Raw genomic sequence first — 25695 nt, 5'->3', positions numbered from 1 at the left:
TTCACCCAGGTTTTTCGAGTCTTTTGAAGCGATTTACGGTTTCCCTCGCAACAGGATATGCCATAAATTTCGATTAATGACATCAGCTGATCCGGATGGCAAACCGGCTTAATTCTAAGCTGATCGTCTGTAAAACATAAAATGGAAAGGGGCCTTTCTCAGAAAAGCCCCTTTCCATTTTATGTTTTACAGACGATCAGCTTTCGCCTTATTATCGGCTACAGTCGGCTAACCACCGTTGCCACTTAACGCCGGTCATGATCGCCCATTACCTTAAAACGCTTTAGTTTCCTTTGGTTTTTGCTCATTCTTCGGCGGATTCTTCACGTATTTCTCCAGCCATGCAAACTGTTCGTTCAGCATATGGAGGATGTTTTCTCTTCCTGCATATCCATGGCTTTCGTAAGGGAGGCTTACAAATTTAACAGTACCGCCATGCCCTTTGATCGCATTGAACATACGTTCACTTTGGATAGGGAAGGTACCTGTATTGTTGTCGGCATCTCCATGGATCAGGAGAATGGGCGTTTTGATCTTGTCAGCATAGCTGAACGGGCTCATCTGGTTATAGAGATCGGGAGCCTGCCAGTAAGTGCGATCTTCATTCTGGAAGCCAAACGGAGTAAGGGTCCTGTTGTAAGCACCACTGCGCGCGATACCGGCTTTGAACAGATTGGTATGTGCCAGCAGGTTCGCCGTCATGAATGCGCCATAGCTATGGCCGCCTACAGCAACACGGTTCCTGTCGCCCACTCCCATATCCGCAAGCTTGTTGATCGCAGCCTCAGCGTTATACTTCAACTGATCAATGAAATTGTCGTTCGGCTTTTTATCCTTGTCAGTTGCTACGATCGGCATTTCAGCATTGTTCAGAACGGCGTAGCCCTGAGTAACATAGAACACCGGTGATCCATAGTTCACTAATGTATAGCGGTGTTCGCTGCCGCGCACCTGTGCCGCATCTGCTGCTGAATTGTATTCTGCCGGATAAGCCCAGATAAATACAGGCAATGGTCCGTCTTTTTTAGGATCATAACCTTTTGGCAGATACAGATCGCCGGTCAGGTCAACGCCGTCAGCTCTTTTGTAACGGATCTTCTCTTTTGTTACGCCTTCCATTTGAGGGTAAGGGTTTTTAAAAGCAGTAAGCTGGCGGTCTGCAATTCTCAACTTCAGGTTTTTCAGCCAGTAATTCGGCATTTCCTTCTCACTTTCCCTTCTCGTGATCAGGTTCAGTTTATTCGGATCCAGGACACGAACAATTGTTTCGTAATATCCTTCCTGGCAACGCCATAATGTATCTGCTTTTTTGGTATGTATATCATACGAAAGCAGGAAGGGAAGATCGCCTTTAGGTGAGCTGCCGGTCGTGTTGTTCAGCAGGATCTTGTTTCCATTGTCGATGGTAACGATCACATTCTTGCCGAAGCTGTTAGGCGAGGTTACGGGGAAGCCGGGATTGCTATAGGCATCAGTTGTATTGCGTGTGATCAGTTTTTCCAGGTCGCCGGTCACAGAGTTGTAACGGTCCATTTGTGTAACCTGTTTGCTGGTAAGTCCTTCTGTTACGAGTGCAAGATTCTTATCGCCCCAGGTAACACCGCGGAAACGCATTTGAGTTTTGAACAGCTCTTTGGGTTCTGCAGTAAATGGTACTGCCTGTGAATAAACAACGTCTCTGTATTCCACCTGTTTTTTGATCAATCCGCTGTCAAGTGGCATGCACCAGACGATCGTCGCGGCTTCATCATCTTTCCATTCGAACCCGCGGGCAACATTCTGTACGTTATCGTTTCCGCCGGGCGCTGTTTCAGAAGAAGGCAGATCAGCCAGCTTTTTGATCAGTTTGCCCTGCAGATCAGTAACGGAAACTGTTGAAGGAAATCCGTTTGCGGGAACGATGTAAGAAAACGGTTTATTCAGTGTGCGGGAGAGCAGGTATTTTTTATCCGGAGAAACCTGGATGCTGCTGTAGATCGCGGGTGCGCCGATCTTTGTTTCAACACCATTCACGTTTTTTACCAGCTGAGCTGTAGCGAAGAACTCATACAGTTGCTCATCATAAGGACTTTTGATCAGATCCTGGTAGGTTGGGCGGGGAGATGCCTTGCCATAGTTCTCCTGTGTGGTAGGCCCTTTCGGAGCCAGTGGTTTGGGAGGAGCTGCTGTCGGCGGCTTGAGTGTAGTGCGGTAGATCACGGTGTTGTCATCATACCACTGGTAACCGCCACTGATCACGTTCAGCGCGGTCTTATTGATCTGTGTAGCCTTTTGGGTCGCTACATCGATCACATAAAGGTCGACACGGTTAGACGTGATGTTGGTGAAAGCGATCTTTTTGTTATTCGGGCTCCAGCTAACACTGCTGGCGTAAAGTGGCGAAGGCAGGCCTGTTATTTTTAATTCTTTGCCCGAAGCGATATTCTTCAGGTAAAGGTTGTTTACATAATTCTGACGGCTGGGAGCATAGTTTGCGGGGTTGATACGCAGGCCAGCGATCTTCAACTCAGGTCGCGCCAGTTCCTCCACAGAAGGATAGCTGCTGCTTTCGGTAAAAAGCATCCATTCTCCTTTATCATCGATGTTGACACCCGGCGTTGGTTTCGCCAGTACCATATCGGCAATGTCTTTCGGGGGAAGTTTGTATGCTACATCGTCCTGTGCGAACGAGTAACCGGCTAATAACAGAGCTGCAAATAACAACGGAATTTTTCTTGTGTGCATAGCAGTATTGGTTAAATTAATTGGACGATATAAATATAGAGAACTTGCACGGATTGGGGGAGAGAGAAGGTTTGGGAGGTTTGGTACCTGTGAAACCTCCAAAACCTTCTCTCTCCCCCAATCCCTTAAAACTTTTTTTGCTCAAATCAATTTGCTTCTACATATTTGCAGGTATAATGATTAAACAACAGGTAAATATTCAGTGGTGGTGGCAAACAAACGTTCAACGGGGTTTGTAATGTCATCGCTATGTTTATTTCAACATATTCAGCCCCGACAGTGTTCGGGGCTTTTTTATTTATATGAAAAAAATTACGATCAATACTACTTGTAAAAGAATGCTCGCAGACGTGTTCACGCCTGTTGGGATCTATCTGCGGCTGCGTGACCGGTTCAGGGATACTATCCTGCTCGAAAGCACAGACTTTCATGCGACGGAGAACAGCTATTCGTTCATCTGCATCAATGCGATCGCAGGTATTGAGATCAGTAATACAAGCAGCATCGAATTCAAGCTGCCGGGACAGGCGCCGGAGAAGGCTGCTATCAGCAAGACGGAAGCTGTACCGGGGATCCTGTGGGAATTCATGCAACGCTTCTCTATCGAACCCGGAAAAGAGAAAGAAACGGCATTTGCCCAGGGGCTGTATGGTTACACAACCTATGATGCGGTTCAGTTCTTCGATACCATTCAGTTTGCGGATAAAAATGGAGCTAATGCCATTCCACTGATGCGCTACCGGCTTTATCAGTACGTGATCGCCATCAATCATTTTAAAGATGAGTTGTTCATTTGCGAGAATAAGGTAACGGGTGTGGAAAGCGAGCTGCCATTATTGGAATCGCTGATCCGCAGCAAGGATGTGCCGGTATACCCGTTTGCTGTTTCCGGTGACGAATCGTCCAATATGGAAGACGAAACATATCGCCAGATGGTGAAAAAAGGAATTGCGAGTTGTCTTCGCGGCGATGTATTTCAGATCGTGCTGAGCCGTAGATTCAAACAATCCTTTACTGGTGATGAATTCAATGTATACCGGGCTTTACGCAGCATCAATCCTTCTCCCTATCTTTTCTTTTTCGACTATGGTGATTATAAGCTGATGGGTTCTTCGCCTGAATCCCAATTGGTGATCAGCAATGGTAAAGCGATCGTTCATCCGATTGCAGGTACGTTCAAAAGAACCGGCGATGATGTACTGGATGAACAGGCTGCGGCAAGATTGCTGCAGGATTCAAAAGAAAATGCCGAGCATGTGATGCTGGTCGATCTTGCGCGAAATGATCTCAGCCGTTTGTGCGATAATGTCACTGTGGCTCAATTCAGACAGGTGCAGTTCTTCTCGCATGTGATCCATCTTGTAAGCGAGGTTACGGGTACTGTCAGGAAGGACAGCAATCCGTTTGAGCTCGTGGCGAAAACATTTCCCGCTGGTACGCTCAGTGGCGCACCTAAATTCAAAGCGATGGAATTGATCGATCAGTATGAGCCGACCCAACGGGGATATTATGGTGGTGCGATCGGATTCATGGGCTTCAACGGAAGCTGCAATCATGCGATCATGATCCGGACTTTTCTCAGCCGTGACAATACCTTATATTATCAGGCTGGCGCAGGCGTTGTTGCTGCATCACAACCCGAAAGCGAACTGCAGGAAGTTAATAATAAACTCGGGGCATTAAAAAAGGCCATCAGTTTTGCTGAGGCGATCAATTGAGAAACGAATTAATACAGAATAATCAAAGCGCGTAACCCCAACTTGTGTGAATATGAAAGTGCTTGTTTTCGATAACTATGATTCATTTACCTATAACCTTGTGCATCTCGTTGAAAAGATCCTGCATCAGCGTGTGGATGTACACCGGAATGATCAGTTGCCGCTGGAAAAAGTAAAAGAGTATGATAAGATCATTCTTTCTCCAGGTCCTGGAGTTCCGTCGGAGGCAGGTTTACTTTTGCCGCTGATCAAAGAATACGCTTCCAGCAAATCCATACTTGGTGTATGCCTTGGGCACCAGGCGATCGGAGAATCCTTTGGAGGAACATTGGAGAACCTTAGTACGGTGTATCACGGAGTGGCAACACCCGTACAAAAGACCGCCATTAAGGCCGATCTCTTTGACGGATTGCCGGAAGAGTTCGAAGTGGGAAGATATCATAGCTGGATCGTAGCAGAGAAAGGATTGCCTGCCGAGCTTGAGATCACTGCCAGGGATGCAAACGGAATGATCATGGCGATGCAACATAAAAAATTTGATGTGAAAGGAGTGCAGTTTCATCCGGAGAGTGTGTTGACGCCGCAGGGAGAGACTATATTGCGGAATTGGCTGAAATAACAAATCCTGGAATTTCGATCTGCTGGATCAATGGGACTGGCGGCTTGACAGAACATGGAACTATCTCACGGCATACAATATTGAAATAGTATAATTTAAAACTAAACAAATCCCGTTCCGGGATCGCAATATGAAAAAGATCCTAACCTACCTTTTCGAGCACAAGACGCTCCCCCGCACTCTTGCGAAGGAAGCACTTGTGAACATAGGGAAAGGCATTTATAACGAACATGAGGTTACTGCATTCATGACGGTCTATCTGATGCGCAGCATCACGATAGAAGAGCTTCAGGGGTTCAGGGATGCGCTGCTGGAGCTGTGTGTGCCGGTGAAGCTGGATGGGTTTCAGACGGTTGATATCGTGGGCACGGGCGGTGACGGTAAAGACACGTTCAATATTTCAACGCTCAGTTGCTTTATCGTGGCAGGCGCCGGTCAGCCGGTAGCCAAGCATGGTAACTATGGCGCTTCGTCTGTGAGCGGTGCATCCAATGTGATGGAGCAGCTTGGCTATAAATTCAAACAGGATAATGCACAGTTGCAAAACGAAGTTGAACAGGCGGGAATTTGTTTTCTTCACGCACCCTTATTTCATCCTGCTTTGAAAACAGTCGGTCCTATCCGCCGCAACCTGGGCATGCGTACTTTTTTTAACATGCTTGGGCCGATGGTAAATCCCGCTGATCCTGCTTATCAGCTGGTGGGAGTATTCAGCCTGGAAATGGCCCGTGTATACAATTATTTCTTGCAGCATAACGGGCGGCCATTTACGATCATTCACGGGTTGGATGGATATGATGAGATCTCACTGACCAACGATACAAAAGTGATCACCCAGCACGGTGAGAGGATCATGACGCCGGAGCAATTAGGAAAACGCATGGTGTCTGCTTCGGATCTCCAGGGAGGAAAAACACCGGAGGAAGCAGCGAAGATCTTTGCGTCCATCATAAAAGGGGAGGGCACATGGGCTCAGAATGCCGTGGTGCTGGCCAATGCAGCGATGGCCCTGCATTGCACAGGTAAATATGCAAACTATGATGATGCTTATCACGCTGCTGTGGAAAGCCTCGAAAGCGGCAAAGCATATCAATGTTTACTAAAATTAATTTCTTTACAATGAGTACAATACTGGATACCATCGTTGCTGAAAAGCGGAAACATATCGAAAAATTCAAAGCACTCAGCAGTATCGAACGCTTTCAGCGGGATGGATTTTTCTGGGAGATCGCGACGCGATCCCTCGCGAAAAGCCTGCAGGCTGAAGACAGCACCGGGATCATTGCTGAATTCAAACGCAAGAGTCCGAGTAAGGGCTGGTTCAAAACAAAAGAGCTGGAAGTGGAACCCGTCGTCCGTTCATACAATGATCTCGGCGCAGCCGGTGTTTCTGTGTTAACAGATGAGGAATTCTTCGGCGGAGATCTGGATGACCTGATCCAGGCGAAAGTGATCTCCGATGTTCCCATTCTCCGCAAGGATTTTATGATCGATCCCTGGCAGATCGCCGAAGCACGGGCTTTTGGAGCAGACGTGATCCTCCTGATCGCAGCGTGCCTCACTCCGGCAGAAGTGAAAAGCATGGCAGGCTACGCAAAAAGCATCGGTCTTGAAGTGCTGCTTGAGATCCATAATGATGAAGAGCTGGAACATATCTGTGATGAAGTGGATATGGTTGGTGTAAATAACCGTAACCTTAAGACATTTGAAGTGGATATCAATATTTCCCTCGGGCTTATCAACAAGATCCCAACAAACAAACCTGCTGTGGCAGAAAGCGGCATCAGTAATGTTGAAACGATCGTAACTTTAAGACAGGCAGGATTTAAAGGTTTTCTCATCGGCGAAACATTTATGAAGGAAGAAAATCCCGGAAAGGCATTTGAAGAATTTGTAGGGGAATTAAAAAGTAAAAAGTAAAAAGTTTTTTATTAATTATTTTGAAAGAACATCCTTAAATACGGGCTTTTTTTAATTTTTAATTTTGACTTTTTACTTTTCCTCCCCACGATTGCTTGCTATCTAACATCATCAAAGCGAGCTTATGCGAATTAAAGTATGCGGGATGACATTGCCCGAACAGGTTAATGCCCTCGATGAAATGGGGGTTGATTTCGCCGGGTTTATTTTTTATCCGAAATCGCCAAGATATGTCGGTAATAAAATATCGCCCGAGAAAATGAAGCAGATCAAGGGCCGGATTGCAAAAGTAGGTGTGTTTGTCAATACACCGTATGAAGAACTGATGCGCACGGTGGAAGACTACAGGCTTGACATGGTGCAATTGCATGGTGACGAGTCGGCTTTCTTTTGTGAGAAAGTCGCCAATTACGTGACGGTAATAAAAGCGTTTCGCTTGTCGGACGACGATCCGCTTGACTGGATGGTAAAGCCTTTCCAGGAAAGCTGTGACATGTTCATGTTTGATACAATGGGGGCAGGGTATGGGGGAACGGGAAAGAAATTTGACTGGAATGTGTTGAATAAGGCGAACCCTGATAAGCTTTATTTTTTAAGTGGGGGGATCGAACCCGGGGATGAAGCAGCCCTGATGACATTTCAAAAAGAGGAAGCAGCCCGTAAATTGTTCTCCATAGATATCAATAGCCGTTTCGAGATCACCGCCGGCGTCAAGGATATGAATAAAGTGGAAGCATTTGTAAAAAGCCTGAAAGGCTGATGAAGACATTGCTTGCGTAAATAAAATAAACAGGAAGATCTTCCTGACCTATTGAAATGAAAAAACAGACTTATACAACGCCTAATGAGTACGGCTATTACGGATCGTTCGGAGGGGCCTATATTCCGGAGATGCTGCACCGGAACGTGGAAGAATTGAAGACGCGTTATCTTGATATCATCAATGATCCTTCTTTTAAAAAGGAGCTCGATGAGTTGCTGGCTGACTATGCGGGCCGCCCCACACCGCTTTATCTTGCAAAACGATTGAGCGCTCAGTTCGGCACCAATATATACCTGAAGCGGGAGGACCTTTGCCACACGGGCGCACACAAGATCAATAACACCATTGGCCAGATCCTGCTTGCAGAAAAACTTGGCAAGAAAAGGATCATTGCCGAAACCGGTGCGGGGCAGCATGGAGTGGCCACTGCCACCGTCTGTGCGCTCAAGGGCATTCAGTGCATTGTGTACATGGGAGAGAAGGATATCGAGCGTCAGGCCCCCAATGTTGCACGGATGAAAATGCTGGGTGCTACCGTGGTGCCGGCTCTTTCCGGCAGTAAAACATTGAAAGATGCTACTAACGAAGCGATCCGCGACTGGATCAATCATCCGGATGATACGCATTATATCATCGGAAGTGTTGTTGGCCCGCATCCATACCCTGATATGGTTACACTTTTTCAAAGCGTGATCAGCAAAGAGATCCGCGCGCAGTTAAAGGAAAAAACCGGAACTGAGTTACCTTCATCAGTGGTCGCATGTGTGGGAGGAGGAAGCAATGCCGCCGGGGCATTCTATCATTTCCTGGATGAAAAAGAGGTGGAACTGGTAGCTGTGGAGGCCGCTGGTCTTGGCGTGAACAGCGGGCAAAGTGCGGCTACATCACAACTGGGCCGCCCGGGGATCCTGCATGGCAGTAAAAGCCTGTTGATGCAGACAGAAGATGGACAGGTCGTAGAGCCTCATAGCATTTCTGCAGGACTGGACTATCCCGGTATCGGACCACTGCATGCGCATCTTTTTGAAACGGGGCGTGCAAAGTTTCTTAGTGCAACAGACCAGGAGGCGGTAGAGGCGGCTTTTAACCTCGCAAAAATGGAGGGGATCATTCCCGCATTGGAAAGCTCTCATGCGTTGTCTGCATTAACACGATTATCTTTCAGCAAAAATGATCATGTGGTCGTATGTCTTAGCGGAAGGGGAGACAAGGATCTTGCTACTTACATGAAATACATAAAATAACGCTATGAAGAATTTGCTTGCTGCAGTGCTTTCCGCATCTGTCCTTTTAACTGCCTGTGACAGGCAGCCCTATGTTGAACACAAGGTATCGCTTGAAAAGAAAGCGGATGATTGTGCCGGTGTTCAACTGGCGTTCCGCCTGAACTCCAACTTCGGTGGTGAACGGTATGAATTCGAAAAGTGTTTGCCGGCAACGTATGATAAATCGCTGATCATTTCCGAACGCCGTGGAGATACCGTAGTGGTGAAATTTGGTTTGCCTGGAAAGCCTTATGAGTCCGCGCGATATACGGTAGCGCTTGATATAGACAGCTATCCCCGGTATGATTACATAACTATTGATGATGAGACCTATCCTATCAGGACCTCAGAAAAATAAATATACATGAGCAGGATCAAAAGCTTGTTTGAACGCAAGAATAAAAATGTATTGAATATTTACTGCACGGCGGGGTATCCGAAGGCGGATAGTACTGTTCGTGTTATCCGAGCATTGGAAAAACATGGAGCGGACATTGTGGAGCTGGGAATGCCGTACAGTGATCCGCTTGCAGACGGGCCGGTAATACAACAAAGCAGCACTGTTTCCCTGGGGCAGGGTATGACGATCAAAAAGCTGTTTGAGCAACTGAAAGACCTGAGAACTCAAAGCAATATCCCACTCATACTGATGGGATATATGAATCCCGTGATCCAGTATGGGTTTGAAAAATTCTGTGCAGATGCTGCGGCTGTTGGCGTGGATGGATTGATTCTTCCCGATCTGCCTGAATATGAATTTGAGACAGAATATGGCGCCATTATCAGGAAACACGGGCTGGATTTTATATTCCTTGTCACTCCGGAAACAAGTGATGACCGGGTACACAGGCTCGATAGCTTAAGCACCGGTTTCCTGTATGCAGTTTCCTCCTCTTCCACCACCGGCAGTGATAAGAATATGGCTGACGCAGGCGCTTACCTCGAACGGCTGGAGAAGATGCGGCTGCGCAATCCTGTGCTGGTAGGGTTTGGCATCCGTGACCGCGCAAGCTTTCAGCAGGCGGGTACACATGCAAACGGCGCTATTATCGGGACTGCTTTTGTTAAAGCTTTGCAAAACAGTGATGATGAAGAGCGTTCTGTCCGGGAGTTTCTGGCTGGCGTCCTCTAATTCCAATGTTCGTGGTATACAGCGCCGGGAGGGGTTTGTGGCGGGGGCGTCAGGGAGAGACAGTTTTGAAAATTCCGCAAGCGACGGCGGTGTCAAATGTGCTGATCTCCCGCTGGGCGAATAGCCGCTTCAGCTTCCGGGCCCGGTAGGCGTACATTCGTTATCTTTGCTGTTCTAATTGAAGATCCAATGAAGTCAGGTTTATTGTTGCTGTGTTTATTTCCTCTGGTAATTGCTGCGCAGGAAAAGTTAACGATCAAAGGAAAACTGAAAGGGCTGAAGGATAGCACCGTTATCTATATCACGGATGTAAATAATCCTACAGATACTATTGCAATAGATACCGCGCAGAATGGCCGGTTCTACCTGAAAGGGCAATTGAATGAGCCAATGCTGGTAAATATCGCGCTGGGGGCCGATAAACCATTGATGACATTCCTGACAGGCTCCAATATGCGTATTACAGGTAAAGCAGGGGCTACAGATCAGATCAGGGTTACCGGATCATCTTCTTATAAGACTTTCGCTGAATTCCAGAAAGTATTTGACCCTTTATTCAAGCGGCTGATGGGGATCAATCAGCAACTGCAGATGGGTATGCGTTCTGACAGCCTGATCACAGTTGCGGAGAAAAAGAGAGACAGTATACAGGATGCGATCGACCGGTTCGTGGTAAAACACTCCTCCTCACCGGTGAGTGCATTCCTTCTTGCGGCCACCTATCAGCTTAGTGAAGATGTATTGCTGGCTGAAAAAAGATTCAATACGCTGAAGCCTGTGGCTACTTCCAATATGTACGGCAAGTTCCTGAAGGAAACGATTGATGAAGCGAAAGTAACCGCTATCGGAAGTGTTGCTGCTGAATTTACGCAGGCTGATACTTCGGGAAATCCTGTTTCACTTTCCTCTTTCCGTGGCAAGTATGTATTGCTTGATTTCTGGGCAAGCTGGTGTGGTCCGTGCAGACAGGAGAATCCGAATGTAGTGGCAACCTATCATAAATTCGTATCAAAGAATTTTACAGTGCTGGGTATTTCGCTGGATCGTCCCGGACAGAAGGATAAATGGATCCAGGCGATCCATGCTGATAATCTTACCTGGACGCATGTAAGCGATCTCCAGTTCTGGAACAATGTTGTTGCCCAGCAATATCGCGTACAAAGCATCCCGCAGAACTTTCTGATCGGACCGGATGGAAAGATCATCGCGAAAAACCTTCGTGGTCCGGCACTGGAAGCGAAGCTTTGTGAGATACTGGGATGTCAGTGATCCGGCCGGTTATTCCATGCCAAGAAGTGTTCTTATTTTTTTGGTGGCTTCACTGCTGCTCGTCTCAAACTGGGTTTTCTTACTTGCAGATTTCTCCGACAGGTATGCAATGCCGTGGTCAATTTCCTTTACCATCAGATTTAATGTTGTTTTCAGATCAACGATAAACGTGTGATCGGGACTATCCGGGCCAATGGCATTGGTTGTTTGCAACTTGGTGATATGATCCAGCAGAAGGGCTATGATATTCTTCTGCATCATCATCTTCTGGTAGGCGACATTCGAGTCTGCCCTGTTCCTGTCAAAAGCAATGATCTGTGCTTCGATCTGATCCTGGGCGGTCAGCACATATGCGGCGGAAATGCCTCCGATCACACTGAGGAAAGCTTGTGTTTGTTCGTGAACATTATCTTTTTTAGATTGAGCAGATGTTTCGTTCTGCTGCGAATATGATTGGAAAGCCAGTGTGCATGCCAGCAAAAGAATGGCGGTCTTTTTCATGGTAGAGTAGATTGTATGGTTTGATGATGGTGGAAGATCTTCGGATCTTTAATACGAACTGATGTCAGATAAGTTTGTATTCGTAAGCATATTTTACAAGACCTATGACTGTACTTGTATGTGTCTTCCGCAGGATATTTTTTCGATGTGTTTCCACTGTGCGTTCACTGATGAACAATACCTCTGCGATCTGTTTATTGTTATATTCTTTTTCAATCAGGCGTATTATCTCGATCTCCCTGTCAGTGAGATGAGCTTCCTGGCTGTGCTTTTTCCGTTGGTTGGCGCGTTGAAGTTCTTCGATCACATCCTTACTGAAGTAAATGCCGCCTTCTGCAATCTTTTCAAGTGCTTTTGCGAGCTCCGTCTTGCTGATGTTCTTCAGCATATAGCCTGAAATATTTGCCTCATCGATCATCTGGCTGACCAGCTGACCTTCGCCACTCATAGAAAGTGCAAGGATCTTGATCTGGGGGAATCTTTCTTTTACTTTTTTAGCAAGTTCATTACCCGGAAGCGCAGGCATCATCACGTCGGTGATAAGCATGTCTACAGGAGTTTCTTCCAGCATCGGGATCACCTGGGTAGGGTCTGTGGTGGTAAGAATGAATTTGATCTGCTCATTATATTTGAGCATGGAGAGCAGGCCATCTATAACAACCTGGTGATCATCCACGATAATAACACTGATTTGGTCTTTTTTGAGCATCTGAGAGTGATGGAGTAATGTACTATGTTTAAGTGACAAACAAGAAAAAGCAGAACTTTTTTTAAGCTACAGCGGGAATTTGCAAACTGATGACCGTACCTCTACCTGGGGAGGAGTCGATATCGATATTTCCTTTCAGGTATTCAATTCGTGTATGGATATTCTTCAGTCCCATTCCGCCGGATTTTACTTTTTCCCTGGCATCGAAACCCCGGCCATTGTCTTCAATGGTGGCGCTGATACCGTCGGTGTCTCTTATAATGGATATATCGAGGATGGTTGCATGGGCATGTTTGATCACATTGTTCACGCATTCCTGTATGATACGGTAAAGCATCACTTCGGTGCTGGGGTCAAGCGATTGATCCAGTCCTTCGGTGTACAGGTGTATGTTCAATGTGTTGTGGTCGATCTTATTGATAAAGTCTTTGAGGGCTTCACCAAGTGTTTTCTTAAACGACGTGCTTAGCATCATGTTGTGTGAAACCTGCCTTATCTCGCGGCAGCTTTCATCAACAAGGGTCATGATCTTTTCGAGGGATGATTGATGTTCTTTCGACGTGCCGGGTAAATTTGATTCAAATGCGGAGAGGTTCATCTTTGCGGCGCTCATCATTTGTCCTACGCCGTCATGCAGATCGCGGGCGATTCGCTGGCGTTCTTCTTCTGCGGCGATGATCACTGCTTTGGCTGAGATTGCCTGTTGCCTGCTGATCTCTTCCTGTAATCTGATCTTCTGACTGTGTTTATACCTCCGGTAGTACCAATAGATCAGCAATTTGCTTAACATCAGAATGCTGATCACGGCCGCCAGCCAGTAATTCTTCTGCTGCAATTCAAACTGCTGCTGCTGGATGGTTTTTTCATGCTCCACGGTTTTGAAACGTGTTTCCATCTCAGCCACTTTTTGGCCCAGTCTTTCTGTAAACAGCGAATCCCGTGCTCCTGAATAAAGTTTATACATGTCCAGCGCGGCCTGGTTATTTCCTGTTTTTTCATACAGGAGGGAAAGGGAAAGCATTGCCTGTGTTTCCTCTGCCTGACAGTTTACAGCACTCCTTGCCATTTTGAGCGCCTGGTTCAATACAATGCCTGCGCTATCAAAATGGCGTTGCCCTGTATAGATATCTCCCATGCTGATCAGGCAGCTGACCCTGCCCTTTGTATCGCTGAGCTGTGTTTGCAGTGAGAGGGATTCCCGTATGAGGGGTTTCGCTTTTTCATAGTCTCCCTTTATTGAAAAGAGTTGCCCGAGGTTGTTGAGCGCTGTGGCCAGAGACTCTTTGTCGCCTGATCCCCGGGTGAGCCGGATGGCATCCAGGTAATAAGCTTCTGCCTTCGTGTAGTTTTTGGACAGTTGGTAAATGCTGCCAACATTTACAAAGGAGCCGGCGAGACCATAAGAATCACCCATCTTCTGCTTGATCGCAATTGATTGCTCATGGTATTTGATTGCTTCCGCGTACCGGCCAAGGCTTTGATTTATTGTTCCGATATTATTGAGGGAGTAGGCAGTTCCTTTATCATCTTTATGCTTTTCGAAAAGCTCCAGCGCTTTTAACTGATGACCGAGTCCCTGTTCGAGCAATCCCTGGTTCTGGTATACTATTCCGATCTTATTGTGCAGTTTGGCAATCCCAAGTTCATCCTTGAGTTGCCGCCGGATATTCATGGCTTTTGTATAGAGATCGACGGCGGTATCATACTGTTCTTTGTCGAAGTAAATGATGCCAAGATCATTGTAGGCCTGGGCTTCGCTTGCCGGGGAGTTGATTGACCTGGCCTCCTGAATGGCTTTATTGCCATAGAGTATCGCTTTCTCCCGGTCAATTGTACGATACTCCCAGGTGAGATTGGTGTAGGTGGCGGATAGTTGTGCGCCTGTCTGAGTGGGGATCAGTTTTTCCAGGCTGTCAATAGCAGGCGTTGTCTGCTGTGCGTTCAACAGCAGTGGACAAACCATCACCAGTAGGGCCAGGGATACCTTCATAGTAAAAAGAGATTAGCGGATCAAAGTCCGAGCACTTCCTTCATACTAAAGATACCCTTTTTGTCTTTGATAAATTCTGCGGCCAGAACGGCGCCTGTCGCGAAGCCTTTCCGGTTGTGAGCTGTATGGATGATCTCGATATCATCTATCGCTGATGTATATTTTACGATATGTGTTCCCGGGGCGGGATCGATGCGCTTGCTGATGATCGCCAGTTCATTGTCAGCCGGAATGGTATCGTTCACCCATTTATTTTTGCGGGGGAGCAATTCCAGCGCATGCTCTGCGAGGGTAATAGCTGTTCCGCTTGGGGCATCTTTTTTCTGTGTATGATGGATCTCTTCCATACTCACCTCGTATTCGGTATGCGGCGCCATCAGGGAAGCCAGTCTTTTATTTAATTCAAAGAAGATATTCACGCCAACACTGAAATTGCTGGCATAAAGAAAGCTGCCATTATGCTGCTGGCAGAACGATTCAATTTCTCCGAGCCTTTCTATCCAGCCGGTTGAGCCGCTGACTACCGGAACGCCGAATCCAAGAGTCTGTTTTACATTATCAAACGCGCTGTGAGGGTTGGTGAATTCTATTGCAACATCTGCTTTCGAAACATTGTCCTTTGTAAAATCCGCAAGATTTTCTTCATTCACCTTTAATACGATCTCGTGTCCTCTTTGCAGGGCAATTTCTTCAATAGCTTTTCCCATTTTCCCATAACCTAGTAGAGCGATGCGCATGACGTTTTTGTTTTGAGTGGGCAAAGATAGGGAATGGGAGAGAGACGAAGGACCACGGATCGCTGGCGGTAGAGATCAGGGATAATCGAAAGGAATAAACGAAGTGGCCCGGTAAGAAAAGGAGAGGCCAGTTATGCAGCATGATCTACGGTTCGTCCGCTTTCTCAGAACCGTGCCCTCACGAGATCCCGCTTCTTTTTTCCAACATCAAACACCAAACTGAGCGCCGGGCCGTTGGTGAATGCCATCTGGCTTAAGGTCGGGCGGACATGCATGGTGAGGTCCGGGCTTACATCGAAGCCCTTAAGGTGGGCGTCAACGGCGGCATCTACCACATTCAGCCCCCAGAAGATCAGGAAGAATACTGCGGAGTAGTCTATATCGCGGCGATACTGATCGCGGAGATAGGACAGTGTTTGCCCATCTTTATTATCCACGAAGTATTGCAGATCGGGGTGCACGTTCGGATACTGGCCGTTTGTATCAGATACGGCATTAAAAGCATAACGGGTGCGTCTGTACCACTGAAGATTGAATATGAAAATGCCGGCTGTGGTGCCGAGAGCGCCATACACGATCGGTACTTTCCAGTATTTGCGGTTGTAGATCTGTCCCAGGCCGGGAAGAATGGCGGAGCGCAGGGCGGCTTTACCCGGATCATAAAACCTGATCTTTTTAGCAGGTTTTGCAGCCTGCGCGAGCTTTGCGCTATCCTGGATGAGTATAAGCGGATTGGTCGTTGGTGTTGAATCGATCACCTGTGCATATAAAGATCTGCCTGTACAGACCAGGAGGAACGTTAACACGCAACAAAACGCCTTGAGTAGCTTATGCCTCATTTTAAACTGATTTCTTTTCTCCCTCATCACCCGATTTTCACATCCATCTGCCTGAGAAGTTTGTTCAGCTCTTCCTGAGAGTAGTAGTCAAACGTGATCTGGCCGCTTCCATTTCTGCTGTGCTTGAGTTTTACACGGGTGCTGAAATGCGAGGCTAAGTTATCTTCAATTTTCTGGTAGGCTACCGGCAGCGCGTTTTTTGAAGTTTTTTTAACAGCACCGCCCTGCTTGTACATAGTACGGACAAGAGCTTCTGTTTGTCTTACAGACAACGCCTTTGCCTTTATTTCTTTGTAGATATAAAGTTGTTTGTCGACAGTATCAACATTGATCAGTGCACGGGCATGGCCCATGCTCAGTTCGCCGCTGCGTACGGCAAGCTGGATATCCGGAGGGAGTTTGAGCAGGCGGATAAAGTTAGCCACGGTGCTGCGGTCTTTTCCCATTCTTTCCGCCACCATTTCCTGTGTGTAGGTCAGCTCTTCCATCATCCGCTTGTAGCTGAGGGCAACTTCCATTGCGTTGAGATCTTCACGCTGGAGGTTTTCCAGCAGGGCGAGCTCGAGCAGTTCCTGGTCATTCGCCTGGCGGATATAAGCCGGGATGTCTTTAAGGCCAGCCATTTTGGATGCTCGCCAGCGGCGTTCACCCGAGATCAGGCGATACTTGCCCGAAGGAAGTTTCGAAACCGTGATCGGCTGGATGATATCATGCATTTTGATCGAATCAGACAGTTCTTTCAATGCCTGCTCGTCGAAATCACGTCGTGGCTGTTTGGGATTCGGCTCTACCTGGTCAACCGGAATGCGGTTCATCGCAGTGGCTGTTTCCACTACCGCAGGTTTAAGATTACCGGCACCTGTTTTCAGGTCACTGTCTATTCCCTGAAGCAGGGAACGTATTCCCTTTCCAAGGGCGTCTTTATTCGATTTGGGAGTTGTCATTATAATAATTCAAAATTAAAAAGTAAAAATTAAAAAATACCCGCCTCGGTCAAATCAGCCTTTTATTGCCGGAGCCGCTATTTTTTAATTTTGACTTTTTAATTCTGCGGGCGGTCCTTTTTTAATACAAACCCACCTTACAGTTCTAAAACTTTTTCGTCATTCTTGATCTTCGTCATATCATTCTTCTGCAGGATCTCTTTGGCGAGGTTCAGGTAGTTCATAGAGCCTTTGCTCGGCGCATCGTAGAGGATCACTGGTTTGCCAACGCTTGGCGCTTCTGCGAGGCGTGCATTCCGGTGAATGATCGTATTGAACACCATCTCTTCAAAGTGCCGGCGTACTTCACTCACCACCTGGTTGCAAAGGCGGAGACGGCCGTCATACATTGTCATCAGGATGCCTTCGATCACGAGGGCCGGGTTCAGGCGGCTTTGTACGATCTTGATCGTGTTAAGCAATTTGCCCAAACCTTCCAATGCGAAAAATTCACACTGTACAGGCACAACAACCGAATCTGCCGCTGTGAGGGCATTTACCGTGATCAGGCCAAGTGAAGGAGAGCAATCGATGATGATGAAATCGTATTCATCCTTTACTGCTTCCAACAGGCTTTTCATCACTGTTTCGCGGTTGGGATAGTTGATCATTTCGATTTCCGCACCAACCAGGTCAATATGCGAAGGGATCAGATCCAGGTTCGGAATTTCCGATTTCAGGATCACGTCCTTCGCCTGCGCCTGGTTTACCATGCAGTCATACAGACTTTGGGTGATATTATGCAGGTCAAACCCCACACCCGTGGTGCTATTTGCCTGCGGGTCCCCATCTACCAGCAGGGTCTTATATTCGAGGACAGCAAAACTGGCCGCCAGATTAATAGCAGTTGTAGTTTTGCCCACGCCCCCTTTTTGATTCGCCACGCCAATGATTCTTGCCATAAAGGATATAACAGATTTATTTATAAGTCGTTCACAAAATAGTGACCGGCAGCGAAGTTTAAAAGTTTAAATGTTTGAAAGTTGAAAAGTTTAAAAGTTCTGCAGCTTACGCTTACACCTAAACTTTAAAACTTTTAAACATTTAAACTATTAAACTCAAACTCCTCCAAACAACACACCTCACACGACATAGTTCCTGGTAAAATTGCCGTCTGAAGGGTAGACCGCAAAATTTAGTTTTGCCCATTCGGTGAACTATCCGGCAAAAATAAGTGTTCAGTAAAAAATTATCCGTAAAGTCCTGATCTTTAATTTTGAAGCTTTGATATGCGTAACACTCCTTTTTGGTGGATATTGATCTGTTTTATGGTGCTGCTGGACTTTTATGTCTTCCAGGCCGTGAAGGTGGTAACAGCCCCAGCCGGCGCTAAAGCCCGGATTTTCATCTATTACGGCTACTGGATCCTGTCTGCGGGCGCCATTCTCCTGCTCCTGATCCTGCCTTATTTGCACCTTGGTAACCAGGCAAAACTGACCAGCAGCACGATCTTCGCCATTATTGCGGGGATATTTTTCGCAAAAGTGATCGCCGCAGTTTTTTTCCTGGTCGACGACCTTCGCCGCGGCATTCAATGGGCCGCCGGCAAATTGTTTTTCTCCAATACCGAAGGCGAAACCCTGCAGCAAGGCGAGAAGATCTCCCGTTCAGTATTTCTTTCATGGATCGGAATGCTTGTGGGTGGAAGTCTGTTCGGGACGCTGATCTACGGGTTCGGCAATAAGTATAAATATCATATTAACAGGCTGTCACTGGCTTTTGATAATCTTCCCGGATCTTTCAAAGGATTGAAAGTGGTGCAGATCTCGGATATCCATTCAGGAAGCTTTGCCGATAAGAAAGCTGTTGAAAAAGGAATCGAGAAGATCATGAAGGAAAAGCCTGACCTGATCCTGTTTACCGGCGATCTTGTGAATAATACGGCAGATGAAATGGACAACTACAAGGATGTATTCAGCAAACTGAGTGCTCCGATGGGCGTTTATTCAACGTTGGGAAACCATGACTACGCCGATTATGTGAAATGGGATAAGCAGGAAGAGAAGGCTGCCAATCTCGAACGTCTCAAACAGGTTCATGCTGATCTTGGATGGAGGTTGCTGATGAATGAGCATATCGAGTTCAAGCGTGGTGAAGAAGCCATCGCGTTGATCGGTATTGAAAACTGGAGCGCTAAAGCAAACTTTCCCAAATACGGTGATCTGAAGAAAGCGTATACCGGCGCAGAAGCGTATCCATTTAAAATATTAATGAGTCATGATCCTTCGCATTGGGATGCACAGGTCAGACCTTCTTTCAGCGATATAGATCTTACACTTTCCGGTCACACACACGGCATGCAATTCGGTGTGGAACTTCCCGGTTTCAAATGGAGCCCTGTTCAGTATGTATACAAACAATGGGCTGGCTTGTATGAAGAAGGAAAACAAAAATTGTACGTGAATCGTGGATTCGGTTTTATCGGTTATCCCGGAAGAGTAGGGATCATGCCGGAGATCACGGTGTTCGAATTGATTTGATAAGATAAAAGTCAAAGCAAAAAGTCAAAAGTAAAAACAGAGACTGCGGTAAGGTAACGACTATAACACACCGCAGTCTCTGTTTTTACTTTTGACTTACTTTGTTAACGCACTTTAACCATTTCTGTATAGGGGTTCTTCTTCACAGTGTTGTTTTCTATCAGCATCCGTTTTATAATAACCTTCACAATGATGAAGCAATAATCAGTTTGTAAAAACTGTTTTGTTGATGATTATCGCTTATTTAACAACGGACGTTCCTGGATGGCATCATCCTTGACTTTTTTGAAAACAAAAAATAAAAAAAGTATGAAAGTGAAATTCCTGTTGCCGCTACTGGCGTGCATGTTTGTATCCACCGTAACGATGGCTCAGTTCCATATCGGTTTTAAAGGCGGAGCAAATATTACTAAAGTGGATGGAGAGTCTTTCAAGGACAAATTTTCTTATGGCTATTCGTTAGGGGTGTTTGCGGAGATCGGGCTCGGAGAGAAATTCCATCTGCAACCAGAAGTTTTGTTTAACCAGTACAGTTCTACGGTTGACAGTAATTACAGGCACGTTTATCAGAACATTTTTAGTTCCAATCAAAGCAAGGTCAAGCTGAATTATCTCTCAATTCCGATCCTGCTTAATTATAAGCTACTTGGAAATTTCCTGAGCCTGCAGGCTGGTCCGCAGTTCAGCATTCTCATGGATCAAAGCAAGAATCTTTTGCAGAATGGCGGGAATGCGTTTAGTAAAGGAGACTTTGCAATGGTGGGTGGTGTGCAGCTCAAGCTTAGTTCCATCCGGATAAGCGGCCGGTACGTGGTTGGCTTAAATGATATCAATGATATCGATAACCAGGATAAATGGAAGAACCAGGGCTTCCAGGTGGGGGTAGGCTTCGCCCTTTGACGGGCTTCAGAAGAGTTTAAAAGTTTAAAGGTTTAAGGGTTTAAAAGTTAATCATTAACGGCTGGAAAATGTTCCTTCCGTTGGAATGCATAGACTTTTAAACTCTTAAACCTTTAAACTTTTAAACATTTGCTGTACTGCACTTGGAAATCCGGGGAGAATTGCTGTATTTTTCGGCCTCATGTTATGGCCGGATCTCCGGTTTTGGCGGGAAGAATACACTGAAACGGTTGTTTTTTGCACCGTTTGGCAGTCTTTTTCCAGCGGCATGATACTTGACAAGCTACAGTCCCGGTTAATTTTTGACATCCGACCCGGGAGGATGACACATTGTCTAAAGAAGATCTGATTATGAGCTTTGAAAATTTTTTGCTACAGCCGGAAGACGAAATGGATTTTTTGCCGATCATACCTCTGAACGAAAGCGAACAGGATGACTCCAGCGCAATAGAAATACCTGATGAGATAGCCCTATTACCCTTAAGAAACACCGTCCTTTTCCCCGGTGTGGTGTTACCTATTACCGTTGGACGTGATAAAAGCATAAATGCTGTCAATGACGCATATAAAGCCGACAAACTGATTGGTGTTGTTGCTCAGAAAGACAGCACCGTTGAGGATCCAACCGTAAAAGACCTTGAAAATGTTGGTACAGTTGCCAAGATCGTTAAACAGATCAAGATGCCCGACGGCGGCACTACGATCATTATCCAGGGTAAAAGCCGCTTTACTATTGAGGCCATCACCTCTGAAACGCCTTATTTCCGTGCGAAGATCAACAAACTGGAAGAAGAGGAATCTCCAAAAGATGGCGACTTCGATGCATATGTTGCCACTATAAAAGATCTTGCAACAGAGATAATTCAACTTTCACCCAATATTCCAACGGAAGCGTCCATCATTCTTAAAAATATTGAGAACCCTTCATTCCTGATCCATTTTGTATCCAGCAATCTGAATACAGATATCAAGGAAAAGCAAAAACTGCTGGAGATAAATAATCTCCGTGAGCGCGCGGATATCCTGATGCAGCTGCTGCAGAAAGAATTGCAGTTTGCCGAACTGAAGAATAAAGTAACGAATAAAACCCGCACAGAACTGGATAAGCAGCAGCGTGAATACTTTTTGCAGCAGCAACTGAAAAGTATTAAGGATGAGCTGGGCGGCGATACCAATACGCAGGAGATCAAAGAAATGCAGAAAAAGGCCGAAACAAAGAAATGGCCTGCCTCTGCAAAAGAAGCATTCAAAAAGGGAATCGAGAAGCTGGAGCGAATGCATCCATCCACTCCGGATTATTCCGTTGTGTATAATCATGTCGACCTGATGCTTGATCTTCCCTGGGATGATACTACGGAAGACTCTTACGATCTGAAAAAAGCGAAGAAAACGCTTGATACAGATCATTTCGGGATGAATAAGATCAAAGAAAGGATCCTGGAATATCTCGCTGTTTTGAAATTGAAAGGAGATATGAAAAGCCCGATCCTTTGTTTTGTTGGCCCTCCGGGCATTGGTAAAACATCACTTGGACGCAGCATTGCCAATGCGATCGGACGTAAATATGTGCGTCTGAGCCTTGGCGGGATGCACGATGAAAGTGAGATCAGGGGACACAGGAAAACCTATATCGGTGCAATGCCCGGAAGGATCCTGCAATCTCTCCGCAAGGTGAAGTCTTCCAACCCTGTGATGATCCTGGATGAGATCGATAAAGTGGGTAACGATCATCGGGGCGATCCAAGCAGCGCTTTGCTGGAAGTTCTCGATCCCGAACAGAACAATACTTTTTACGATAATTATCTTGAACTGGAATACGACCTGAGCAAAGTACTGTTCATCGCTACTGCAAATAATCTGCAGAACATTCAGCCGGCTTTGCGCGACAGGCTGGAGATCATTGATCTGAGTGGGTATGCGGTGGAAGAAAAGGTAGAGATCGCCAAACGTCACCTTGTTCCCAGGCAAAAAGAATTGCACGGATTGAAAGAGTCTTCTTTCAAGATCAGTGATAAAGTATTAGAGCGGCTGATCCAGGATTATACCCGTGAAAGCGGTGTGCGCGAACTTGACCGTCAGCTGGCTTCCGTGATGCGCTACCAGGCCAAGCAACTGGCCATGGAAAACAAGCTGAAAGCGAATATCGGAACAGATGATATTGAGAAGATCCTTGGGAAGCCTCGTTACAGCAACGAACTGTATAAAACGGCAAATATTGCTGGTGTTACCGTGGGTCTTGCTTGGACATATGTTGGTGGGGATATCCTTTTTATTGAGGCCAGCCTGAGTGATGGCAAGGGGGAGTTGAAGCTTACCGGCAACCTCGGAAATGTGATGAAGGAAAGCGCCAGCACAGCGCTGACATACCTTTTATCCAATGCCAACAAGTTTCCAATGGATAAAAAACTGATCGAGAAAAAGAATATTCATATTCACGTACCGGAAGGTGCGGTGCCTAAGGACGGCCCGAGTGCCGGGATCACCATGATGACGGCGATCGCCTCAGCACTTACCAATAAAAAGGTGAAGCCTTTTCTTGCCATGACCGGCGAGATCACGTTGCGTGGACAGGTCTTACCAGTTGGCGGCATCAAGGAAAAAGTACTGGCTGCAAAACGCGCCGGACTTAAAGAAGTTATTCTTTGCTGGCAGAATGAAAAAGATGTACAGGAAATTGAATCAGACTTTATCAAAGGGATCAAATTCCATTATGTAAAAACAATGTCGCAGGTGCTGGAGATCGCTCTTACCTGACGCTAACCGGATTATAGTAAATATGGCGGCTTTCCCTGATCAGATCCCGGGTAAGCCGCCATTCTTTTTCATTCATCTGCCATCTCCCTGAACGGCCTTATCTTCGCAACAGTGCGACCAGGACTGCTCATATTCTGTATGCTCCTCGTGAATTGTCTTCAGGCCCAAACCCTCGGAGGCAATACTGTTTTTAACTTTCTCAGGCTTCCTAATACTCCACAGCTGTCAGCTCTCGGGGGGATTAATGTCTCGGCTCCATCCAACGATATAGGGCTTGCTGCAAACAATCCGGCGTTGCTGACGCCTGCCATGCATACACAGATGAATGCGGCCTTCAATGCGTTCTATGATGGAATATCTTCATCCAACCTTTCACTGGGTTATCATCACCGTCAATTGAATACGACCTTTTTGTGGGGACTGAACTACCTGAATTACGGAGACATTCAGCAAACGGATCCTTCCGGAAACCTGCTGGGTAATTTCAGACCTGTTGACTGGACCATGCAGCTCTCAGCCTCCAGGAAGTATCTCGAACGCTGGCAGTATGGTATGGCGCTTAAATTCATTCATTCAGGGTATGGATTGTACAAAGCCAGCGGGCTTGCCGCAGATGTGGGCGTGGCTTATTCCGATACGGCTAATTCCTTTTCGGCGTCCGTTCTTGCCAAAAATATGGGCACCCAACTGAAACGTTATGAAGGAACTGATCCGGCTGATCTTCCGTTCGATCTGCAGGCGGGGATCACAAAGAGATTACAAAATTCTCCGTTTGGTTTTTCGGTGACGCTTCATCATCTTCATCAGTTTGATCTTGCCTATAACGATACCGTTTTTAATAATGCGAATGGGTATTCGAACAGTGGCAGTAAATTCAGTTTTGATAATATTTTCCGTCACGTGGTATTAGCAGGCAATATTTACCTGGGAGATAAAGTGGAGCTCGCATTCGGATATAATTATCTGCGCAGAAAAGAGCTTAATATCGGCAATGCGGGCAATGGATTGACAGGGTTCTCTATGGGCGTTTCGCTTGTGCTGAATAAACTGCAGGTTCGCTATGCACGTTCACAATACCAGAATAATACCGCCTATAACCAGTTTGGGTTGAACCTTTCGCTGAATCAGTATTTTGGCCTGGGCAAATGGGGGGAGAAGATAGGGTGGTAGTTTTAAAAGCGGGGCGTGAAGAGCCTTTTTTAGATACTACTCATATTTATCCAAAAAAAGCGGGCGCACATCAATAGAGTGCGCCCGCTTTATGATTATTTATCTGATCAGAGATAGCTCAGATTTGTCTTTGGTGTCAGTTCCATCAGTGTTTCATACATCAGCTGGATCGTATTTTCGATATCATCTTTATGGATCATCTCCACAGTGGTATGCATATAGCGAAGCGGGATGGAGATCAATACCGATGGACAGCCATCGTTTGCATAAGCAAATGAATCAGTGTCAGTACCCGTGCTGCGGCTGAGTGCACGCCATTGGACAGGGATCTGCTTATCCTTCGCAACTTTTTCTACAAAAGCCAGGAGCTTGTTATGGATTGCCGGTGCATACGCAAGTGATGGTCCTTTACCGGTAGAGACATCTCCCTCAATGTTCTTATTGATCATCGGAGTGGTGGTGTCATGTGTTACGTCTGTTACGATCGCGATATTTGGTTTGATACGTCTGGCGATCATTTCGGCGCCGCGCAGCCCGATCTCTTCCTGCACTGCATTCACCACATATAAACCAAAAGGAAGTTTCTTCTTATTCTCTTTGATCATCCTGGCCACTTCCGCGATCATAAAACCACCAACGCGGTTGTCGAATGCACGCCCAACGAGGTTGCCATTGGCCAGCTCATCAAACCCATCCTGGTAAGTGACAACGGCTCCCACATGGATGCCAAGCTCTTCTACTTCTTTACGGTTACGCGCACCGCAGTCGAGCCATAGATTTTCTGTTTTTGGCTGGTTTTCTTTATCGTTGCCAATGCGGGTGTGGATGGCCGGCCATCCGAATACAGCCTTAACCGGTCCTTTTTTTCCATGGATGAATACGCGTGAAGCAGGCGCGGTCTGATGATCTACACCGCCATTGCGTTTAAGATAGATCAATCCTTCATTGTTCACATAGTTTACAAACCAGCTGATCTCGTCCGCATGCGCTTCAATGACTACTTTGAACGGATGATCCGGATTTATAACGCCCACCGCGGTTCCATAAGGATCCACAAATGTGGTGTCCACATAAGGCTTAAGATAAGCTAACCACAATTTCTGCCCCCACGTTTCGAAGCCTACCGGCGAAGCATTATTGATATAATTTTTTAAGAAACTGTAAGATTTATCTGTAATGATCGATTTCTTAGCTTTAGCCGCTTTTGCCATATTTTATTCCT

Annotated in this window: 22 protein-coding genes; 13 read left to right on the top strand and 9 right to left on the bottom strand. The window is 46.4% G+C overall.

The features are described 5' to 3' along the window. Positions 1–273: 273 nt before the first annotated feature. A complete protein-coding gene (locus tag LZZ85_RS15370) occupies positions 274–2724 on the bottom strand; it encodes a S9 family peptidase (RefSeq protein ID WP_237873714.1) in 2451 nt (816 codons plus the stop codon). Between the two features lie 302 nt (positions 2725–3026). Here LZZ85_RS15370 and LZZ85_RS15365 point away from each other — a divergent pair, with 302 nt between their 5' ends. The 9 genes from LZZ85_RS15365 (at position 3027) to LZZ85_RS15325 (ending at position 11410) form a co-directional block, all read left to right on the top strand. Continuing rightward, entirely contained in the window at positions 3027–4442 is a 1416-nt protein-coding gene (locus tag LZZ85_RS15365) for an anthranilate synthase component I family protein (RefSeq protein ID WP_237873712.1), read from the top strand. A 52-nt stretch (positions 4443–4494) separates the two neighbouring features. Further along, positions 4495–5061 carry an anthranilate synthase component II gene (locus LZZ85_RS15360; RefSeq protein WP_237873711.1) on the top strand — a complete coding sequence of 189 codons (567 nt, stop codon included), beginning with the start codon at positions 4495–4497 and terminating at the stop codon, positions 5059–5061. Positions 5062–5191: 130 nt separating this feature from the next. Continuing rightward, the gene (gene trpD, locus LZZ85_RS15355; protein WP_237873708.1) at positions 5192–6184 is read left to right on the top strand and encodes an anthranilate phosphoribosyltransferase; all 993 of its coding nucleotides are present in this window, start codon (positions 5192–5194) and stop codon (positions 6182–6184) included. Further along, the gene (gene trpC, locus LZZ85_RS15350) at positions 6181–6981 is read left to right on the top strand and encodes an indole-3-glycerol phosphate synthase TrpC (RefSeq protein ID WP_237873707.1); all 801 of its coding nucleotides are present in this window, start codon (positions 6181–6183) and stop codon (positions 6979–6981) included. The genes trpD and trpC overlap by 4 nt, the downstream gene beginning before the upstream one ends. A 124-nt stretch (positions 6982–7105) precedes the next feature. Further along, positions 7106–7741, top strand: coding sequence for a phosphoribosylanthranilate isomerase (locus LZZ85_RS15345; protein ID WP_237873706.1), 636 nt, complete (start codon positions 7106–7108; stop codon positions 7739–7741). 56 nt (positions 7742–7797) lie between these two features. After that, the gene (gene trpB / locus LZZ85_RS15340; protein ID WP_237873705.1) at positions 7798–8988 is read left to right on the top strand and encodes a tryptophan synthase subunit beta; all 1191 of its coding nucleotides are present in this window, start codon (positions 7798–7800) and stop codon (positions 8986–8988) included. A 4-nt stretch (positions 8989–8992) separates the two neighbouring features. Beyond that, a complete protein-coding gene (locus LZZ85_RS15335; RefSeq protein ID WP_237873703.1) occupies positions 8993–9367 on the top strand; it encodes a hypothetical protein in 375 nt (124 codons plus the stop codon). Between the two features lie 6 nt (positions 9368–9373). Next, a complete protein-coding gene (gene trpA / locus LZZ85_RS15330; RefSeq protein WP_237873701.1) occupies positions 9374–10141 on the top strand; it encodes a tryptophan synthase subunit alpha in 768 nt (255 codons plus the stop codon). 189 nt (positions 10142–10330) lie between these two features. Next, on the top strand, positions 10331–11410 hold the full coding sequence (locus tag LZZ85_RS15325) for a TlpA disulfide reductase family protein (RefSeq protein WP_237873695.1): 1080 nt from the start codon (positions 10331–10333) through the stop codon (positions 11408–11410). Positions 11411–11419: 9 nt separating this feature from the next. Here the strand turns inward: LZZ85_RS15325 and LZZ85_RS15320 are convergent, their stop codons facing one another. The 7 genes from LZZ85_RS15320 to LZZ85_RS15290 form a co-directional block, all read right to left on the bottom strand. Next, positions 11420–11911 (bottom strand): hypothetical protein, encoded by a 492-nt coding sequence (locus tag LZZ85_RS15320; RefSeq protein WP_237873693.1) that lies wholly within the window; start codon positions 11909–11911, stop codon positions 11420–11422. Positions 11912–11975: 64 nt separating this feature from the next. Continuing rightward, a complete protein-coding gene (locus LZZ85_RS15315; RefSeq protein WP_237873691.1) occupies positions 11976–12620 on the bottom strand; it encodes a response regulator in 645 nt (214 codons plus the stop codon). A 61-nt stretch (positions 12621–12681) separates the two neighbouring features. After that, entirely contained in the window at positions 12682–14610 is a 1929-nt protein-coding gene (locus tag LZZ85_RS15310; RefSeq protein ID WP_237873689.1) for a tetratricopeptide repeat protein, read from the bottom strand. Between the two features lie 20 nt (positions 14611–14630). Further along, complete coding sequence (dapB, locus tag LZZ85_RS15305; RefSeq protein ID WP_237873687.1) at positions 14631–15347, bottom strand: 4-hydroxy-tetrahydrodipicolinate reductase; 717 nt, start codon at positions 15345–15347, stop codon at positions 14631–14633. A gap of 164 nt (positions 15348–15511) precedes the next feature. Then, positions 15512–16186 (bottom strand): DUF5683 domain-containing protein, encoded by a 675-nt coding sequence (locus tag LZZ85_RS15300; protein ID WP_237873679.1) that lies wholly within the window; start codon positions 16184–16186, stop codon positions 15512–15514. 26 nt (positions 16187–16212) lie between these two features. Further along, a complete protein-coding gene (locus LZZ85_RS15295) occupies positions 16213–17130 on the bottom strand; it encodes a ParB/RepB/Spo0J family partition protein (RefSeq protein WP_237873677.1) in 918 nt (305 codons plus the stop codon). Between the two features lie 137 nt (positions 17131–17267). Continuing rightward, positions 17268–18071, bottom strand: coding sequence for a ParA family protein (locus LZZ85_RS15290; RefSeq protein WP_237873675.1), 804 nt, complete (start codon positions 18069–18071; stop codon positions 17268–17270). Positions 18072–18398: 327 nt separating this feature from the next. Between LZZ85_RS15290 and LZZ85_RS15285 the strand changes: the two genes are divergently transcribed. The 4 genes from LZZ85_RS15285 (at position 18399) to porQ (ending at position 24473) form a co-directional block, all read left to right on the top strand. Continuing rightward, the gene (locus LZZ85_RS15285) at positions 18399–19649 is read left to right on the top strand and encodes a metallophosphoesterase (protein WP_237873673.1); all 1251 of its coding nucleotides are present in this window, start codon (positions 18399–18401) and stop codon (positions 19647–19649) included. A gap of 309 nt (positions 19650–19958) precedes the next feature. After that, on the top strand, positions 19959–20549 hold the full coding sequence (locus LZZ85_RS15280) for a porin family protein (protein ID WP_237873672.1): 591 nt from the start codon (positions 19959–19961) through the stop codon (positions 20547–20549). A 351-nt stretch (positions 20550–20900) separates the two neighbouring features. Further along, positions 20901–23303, top strand: a complete 2403-nt coding sequence (lon, locus tag LZZ85_RS15275) for an endopeptidase La (RefSeq protein WP_237873670.1) — start codon at positions 20901–20903, stop codon at positions 23301–23303. A gap of 138 nt (positions 23304–23441) precedes the next feature. Continuing rightward, entirely contained in the window at positions 23442–24473 is a 1032-nt protein-coding gene (gene porQ / locus LZZ85_RS15270; protein ID WP_237873667.1) for a type IX secretion system protein PorQ, read from the top strand. 107 nt (positions 24474–24580) lie between these two features. Here the strand turns inward: porQ and LZZ85_RS15265 are convergent, their stop codons facing one another. Next, positions 24581–25684 (bottom strand): M20/M25/M40 family metallo-hydrolase, encoded by a 1104-nt coding sequence (locus LZZ85_RS15265; RefSeq protein ID WP_237873665.1) that lies wholly within the window; start codon positions 25682–25684, stop codon positions 24581–24583. Positions 25685–25695 lie beyond the last annotated feature (11 nt).

Origin of the sequence: Terrimonas ginsenosidimutans, from assembly GCF_022012415.1 — a bacterium.
GTDB classification, from domain to species: domain Bacteria; phylum Bacteroidota; class Bacteroidia; order Chitinophagales; family Chitinophagaceae; genus Terrimonas_A; species Terrimonas_A ginsenosidimutans.
The sequence above is the reverse complement of the archived record's forward strand: the minus strand, read 5'-3'. Positions and strand labels throughout refer to the sequence as shown.

What these genes read in the sequence shown, in the direction of transcription:
- LZZ85_RS15370 (WP_237873714.1), bottom strand. Translation starts at nt 2,724, where the DNA reads ATGCACACAAGAAAAATTCCGTTGTTATTTGCAGCTCTGTTATTAGCC.
- LZZ85_RS15365 (WP_237873712.1), top strand. Translation starts at nt 3,027, where the DNA reads ATGAAAAAAATTACGATCAATACTACTTGTAAAAGAATGCTCGCAGAC.
- LZZ85_RS15360 (WP_237873711.1), top strand. Translation starts at nt 4,495, where the DNA reads ATGAAAGTGCTTGTTTTCGATAACTATGATTCATTTACCTATAACCTT.
- trpD (WP_237873708.1), top strand. Translation starts at nt 5,192, where the DNA reads ATGAAAAAGATCCTAACCTACCTTTTCGAGCACAAGACGCTCCCCCGC.
- trpC (WP_237873707.1), top strand. Translation starts at nt 6,181, where the DNA reads ATGAGTACAATACTGGATACCATCGTTGCTGAAAAGCGGAAACATATC.
- LZZ85_RS15345 (WP_237873706.1), top strand. Translation starts at nt 7,106, where the DNA reads ATGCGAATTAAAGTATGCGGGATGACATTGCCCGAACAGGTTAATGCC.
- trpB (WP_237873705.1), top strand. Translation starts at nt 7,798, where the DNA reads ATGAAAAAACAGACTTATACAACGCCTAATGAGTACGGCTATTACGGA.
- LZZ85_RS15335 (WP_237873703.1), top strand. Translation starts at nt 8,993, where the DNA reads ATGAAGAATTTGCTTGCTGCAGTGCTTTCCGCATCTGTCCTTTTAACT.
- trpA (WP_237873701.1), top strand. Translation starts at nt 9,374, where the DNA reads ATGAGCAGGATCAAAAGCTTGTTTGAACGCAAGAATAAAAATGTATTG.
- LZZ85_RS15325 (WP_237873695.1), top strand. Translation starts at nt 10,331, where the DNA reads ATGAAGTCAGGTTTATTGTTGCTGTGTTTATTTCCTCTGGTAATTGCT.
- LZZ85_RS15320 (WP_237873693.1), bottom strand. Translation starts at nt 11,911, where the DNA reads ATGAAAAAGACCGCCATTCTTTTGCTGGCATGCACACTGGCTTTCCAA.
- LZZ85_RS15315 (WP_237873691.1), bottom strand. Translation starts at nt 12,620, where the DNA reads ATGCTCAAAAAAGACCAAATCAGTGTTATTATCGTGGATGATCACCAG.
- LZZ85_RS15310 (WP_237873689.1), bottom strand. Translation starts at nt 14,610, where the DNA reads ATGAAGGTATCCCTGGCCCTACTGGTGATGGTTTGTCCACTGCTGTTG.
- dapB (WP_237873687.1), bottom strand. Translation starts at nt 15,347, where the DNA reads ATGCGCATCGCTCTACTAGGTTATGGGAAAATGGGAAAAGCTATTGAA.
- LZZ85_RS15300 (WP_237873679.1), bottom strand. Translation starts at nt 16,186, where the DNA reads ATGAGGCATAAGCTACTCAAGGCGTTTTGTTGCGTGTTAACGTTCCTC.
- LZZ85_RS15295 (WP_237873677.1), bottom strand. Translation starts at nt 17,130, where the DNA reads ATGACAACTCCCAAATCGAATAAAGACGCCCTTGGAAAGGGAATACGT.
- LZZ85_RS15290 (WP_237873675.1), bottom strand. Translation starts at nt 18,071, where the DNA reads ATGGCAAGAATCATTGGCGTGGCGAATCAAAAAGGGGGCGTGGGCAAA.
- LZZ85_RS15285 (WP_237873673.1), top strand. Translation starts at nt 18,399, where the DNA reads ATGCGTAACACTCCTTTTTGGTGGATATTGATCTGTTTTATGGTGCTG.
- LZZ85_RS15280 (WP_237873672.1), top strand. Translation starts at nt 19,959, where the DNA reads ATGAAAGTGAAATTCCTGTTGCCGCTACTGGCGTGCATGTTTGTATCC.
- lon (WP_237873670.1), top strand. Translation starts at nt 20,901, where the DNA reads ATGAGCTTTGAAAATTTTTTGCTACAGCCGGAAGACGAAATGGATTTT.
- porQ (WP_237873667.1), top strand. Translation starts at nt 23,442, where the DNA reads ATGCTCCTCGTGAATTGTCTTCAGGCCCAAACCCTCGGAGGCAATACT.
- LZZ85_RS15265 (WP_237873665.1), bottom strand. Translation starts at nt 25,684, where the DNA reads ATGGCAAAAGCGGCTAAAGCTAAGAAATCGATCATTACAGATAAATCT.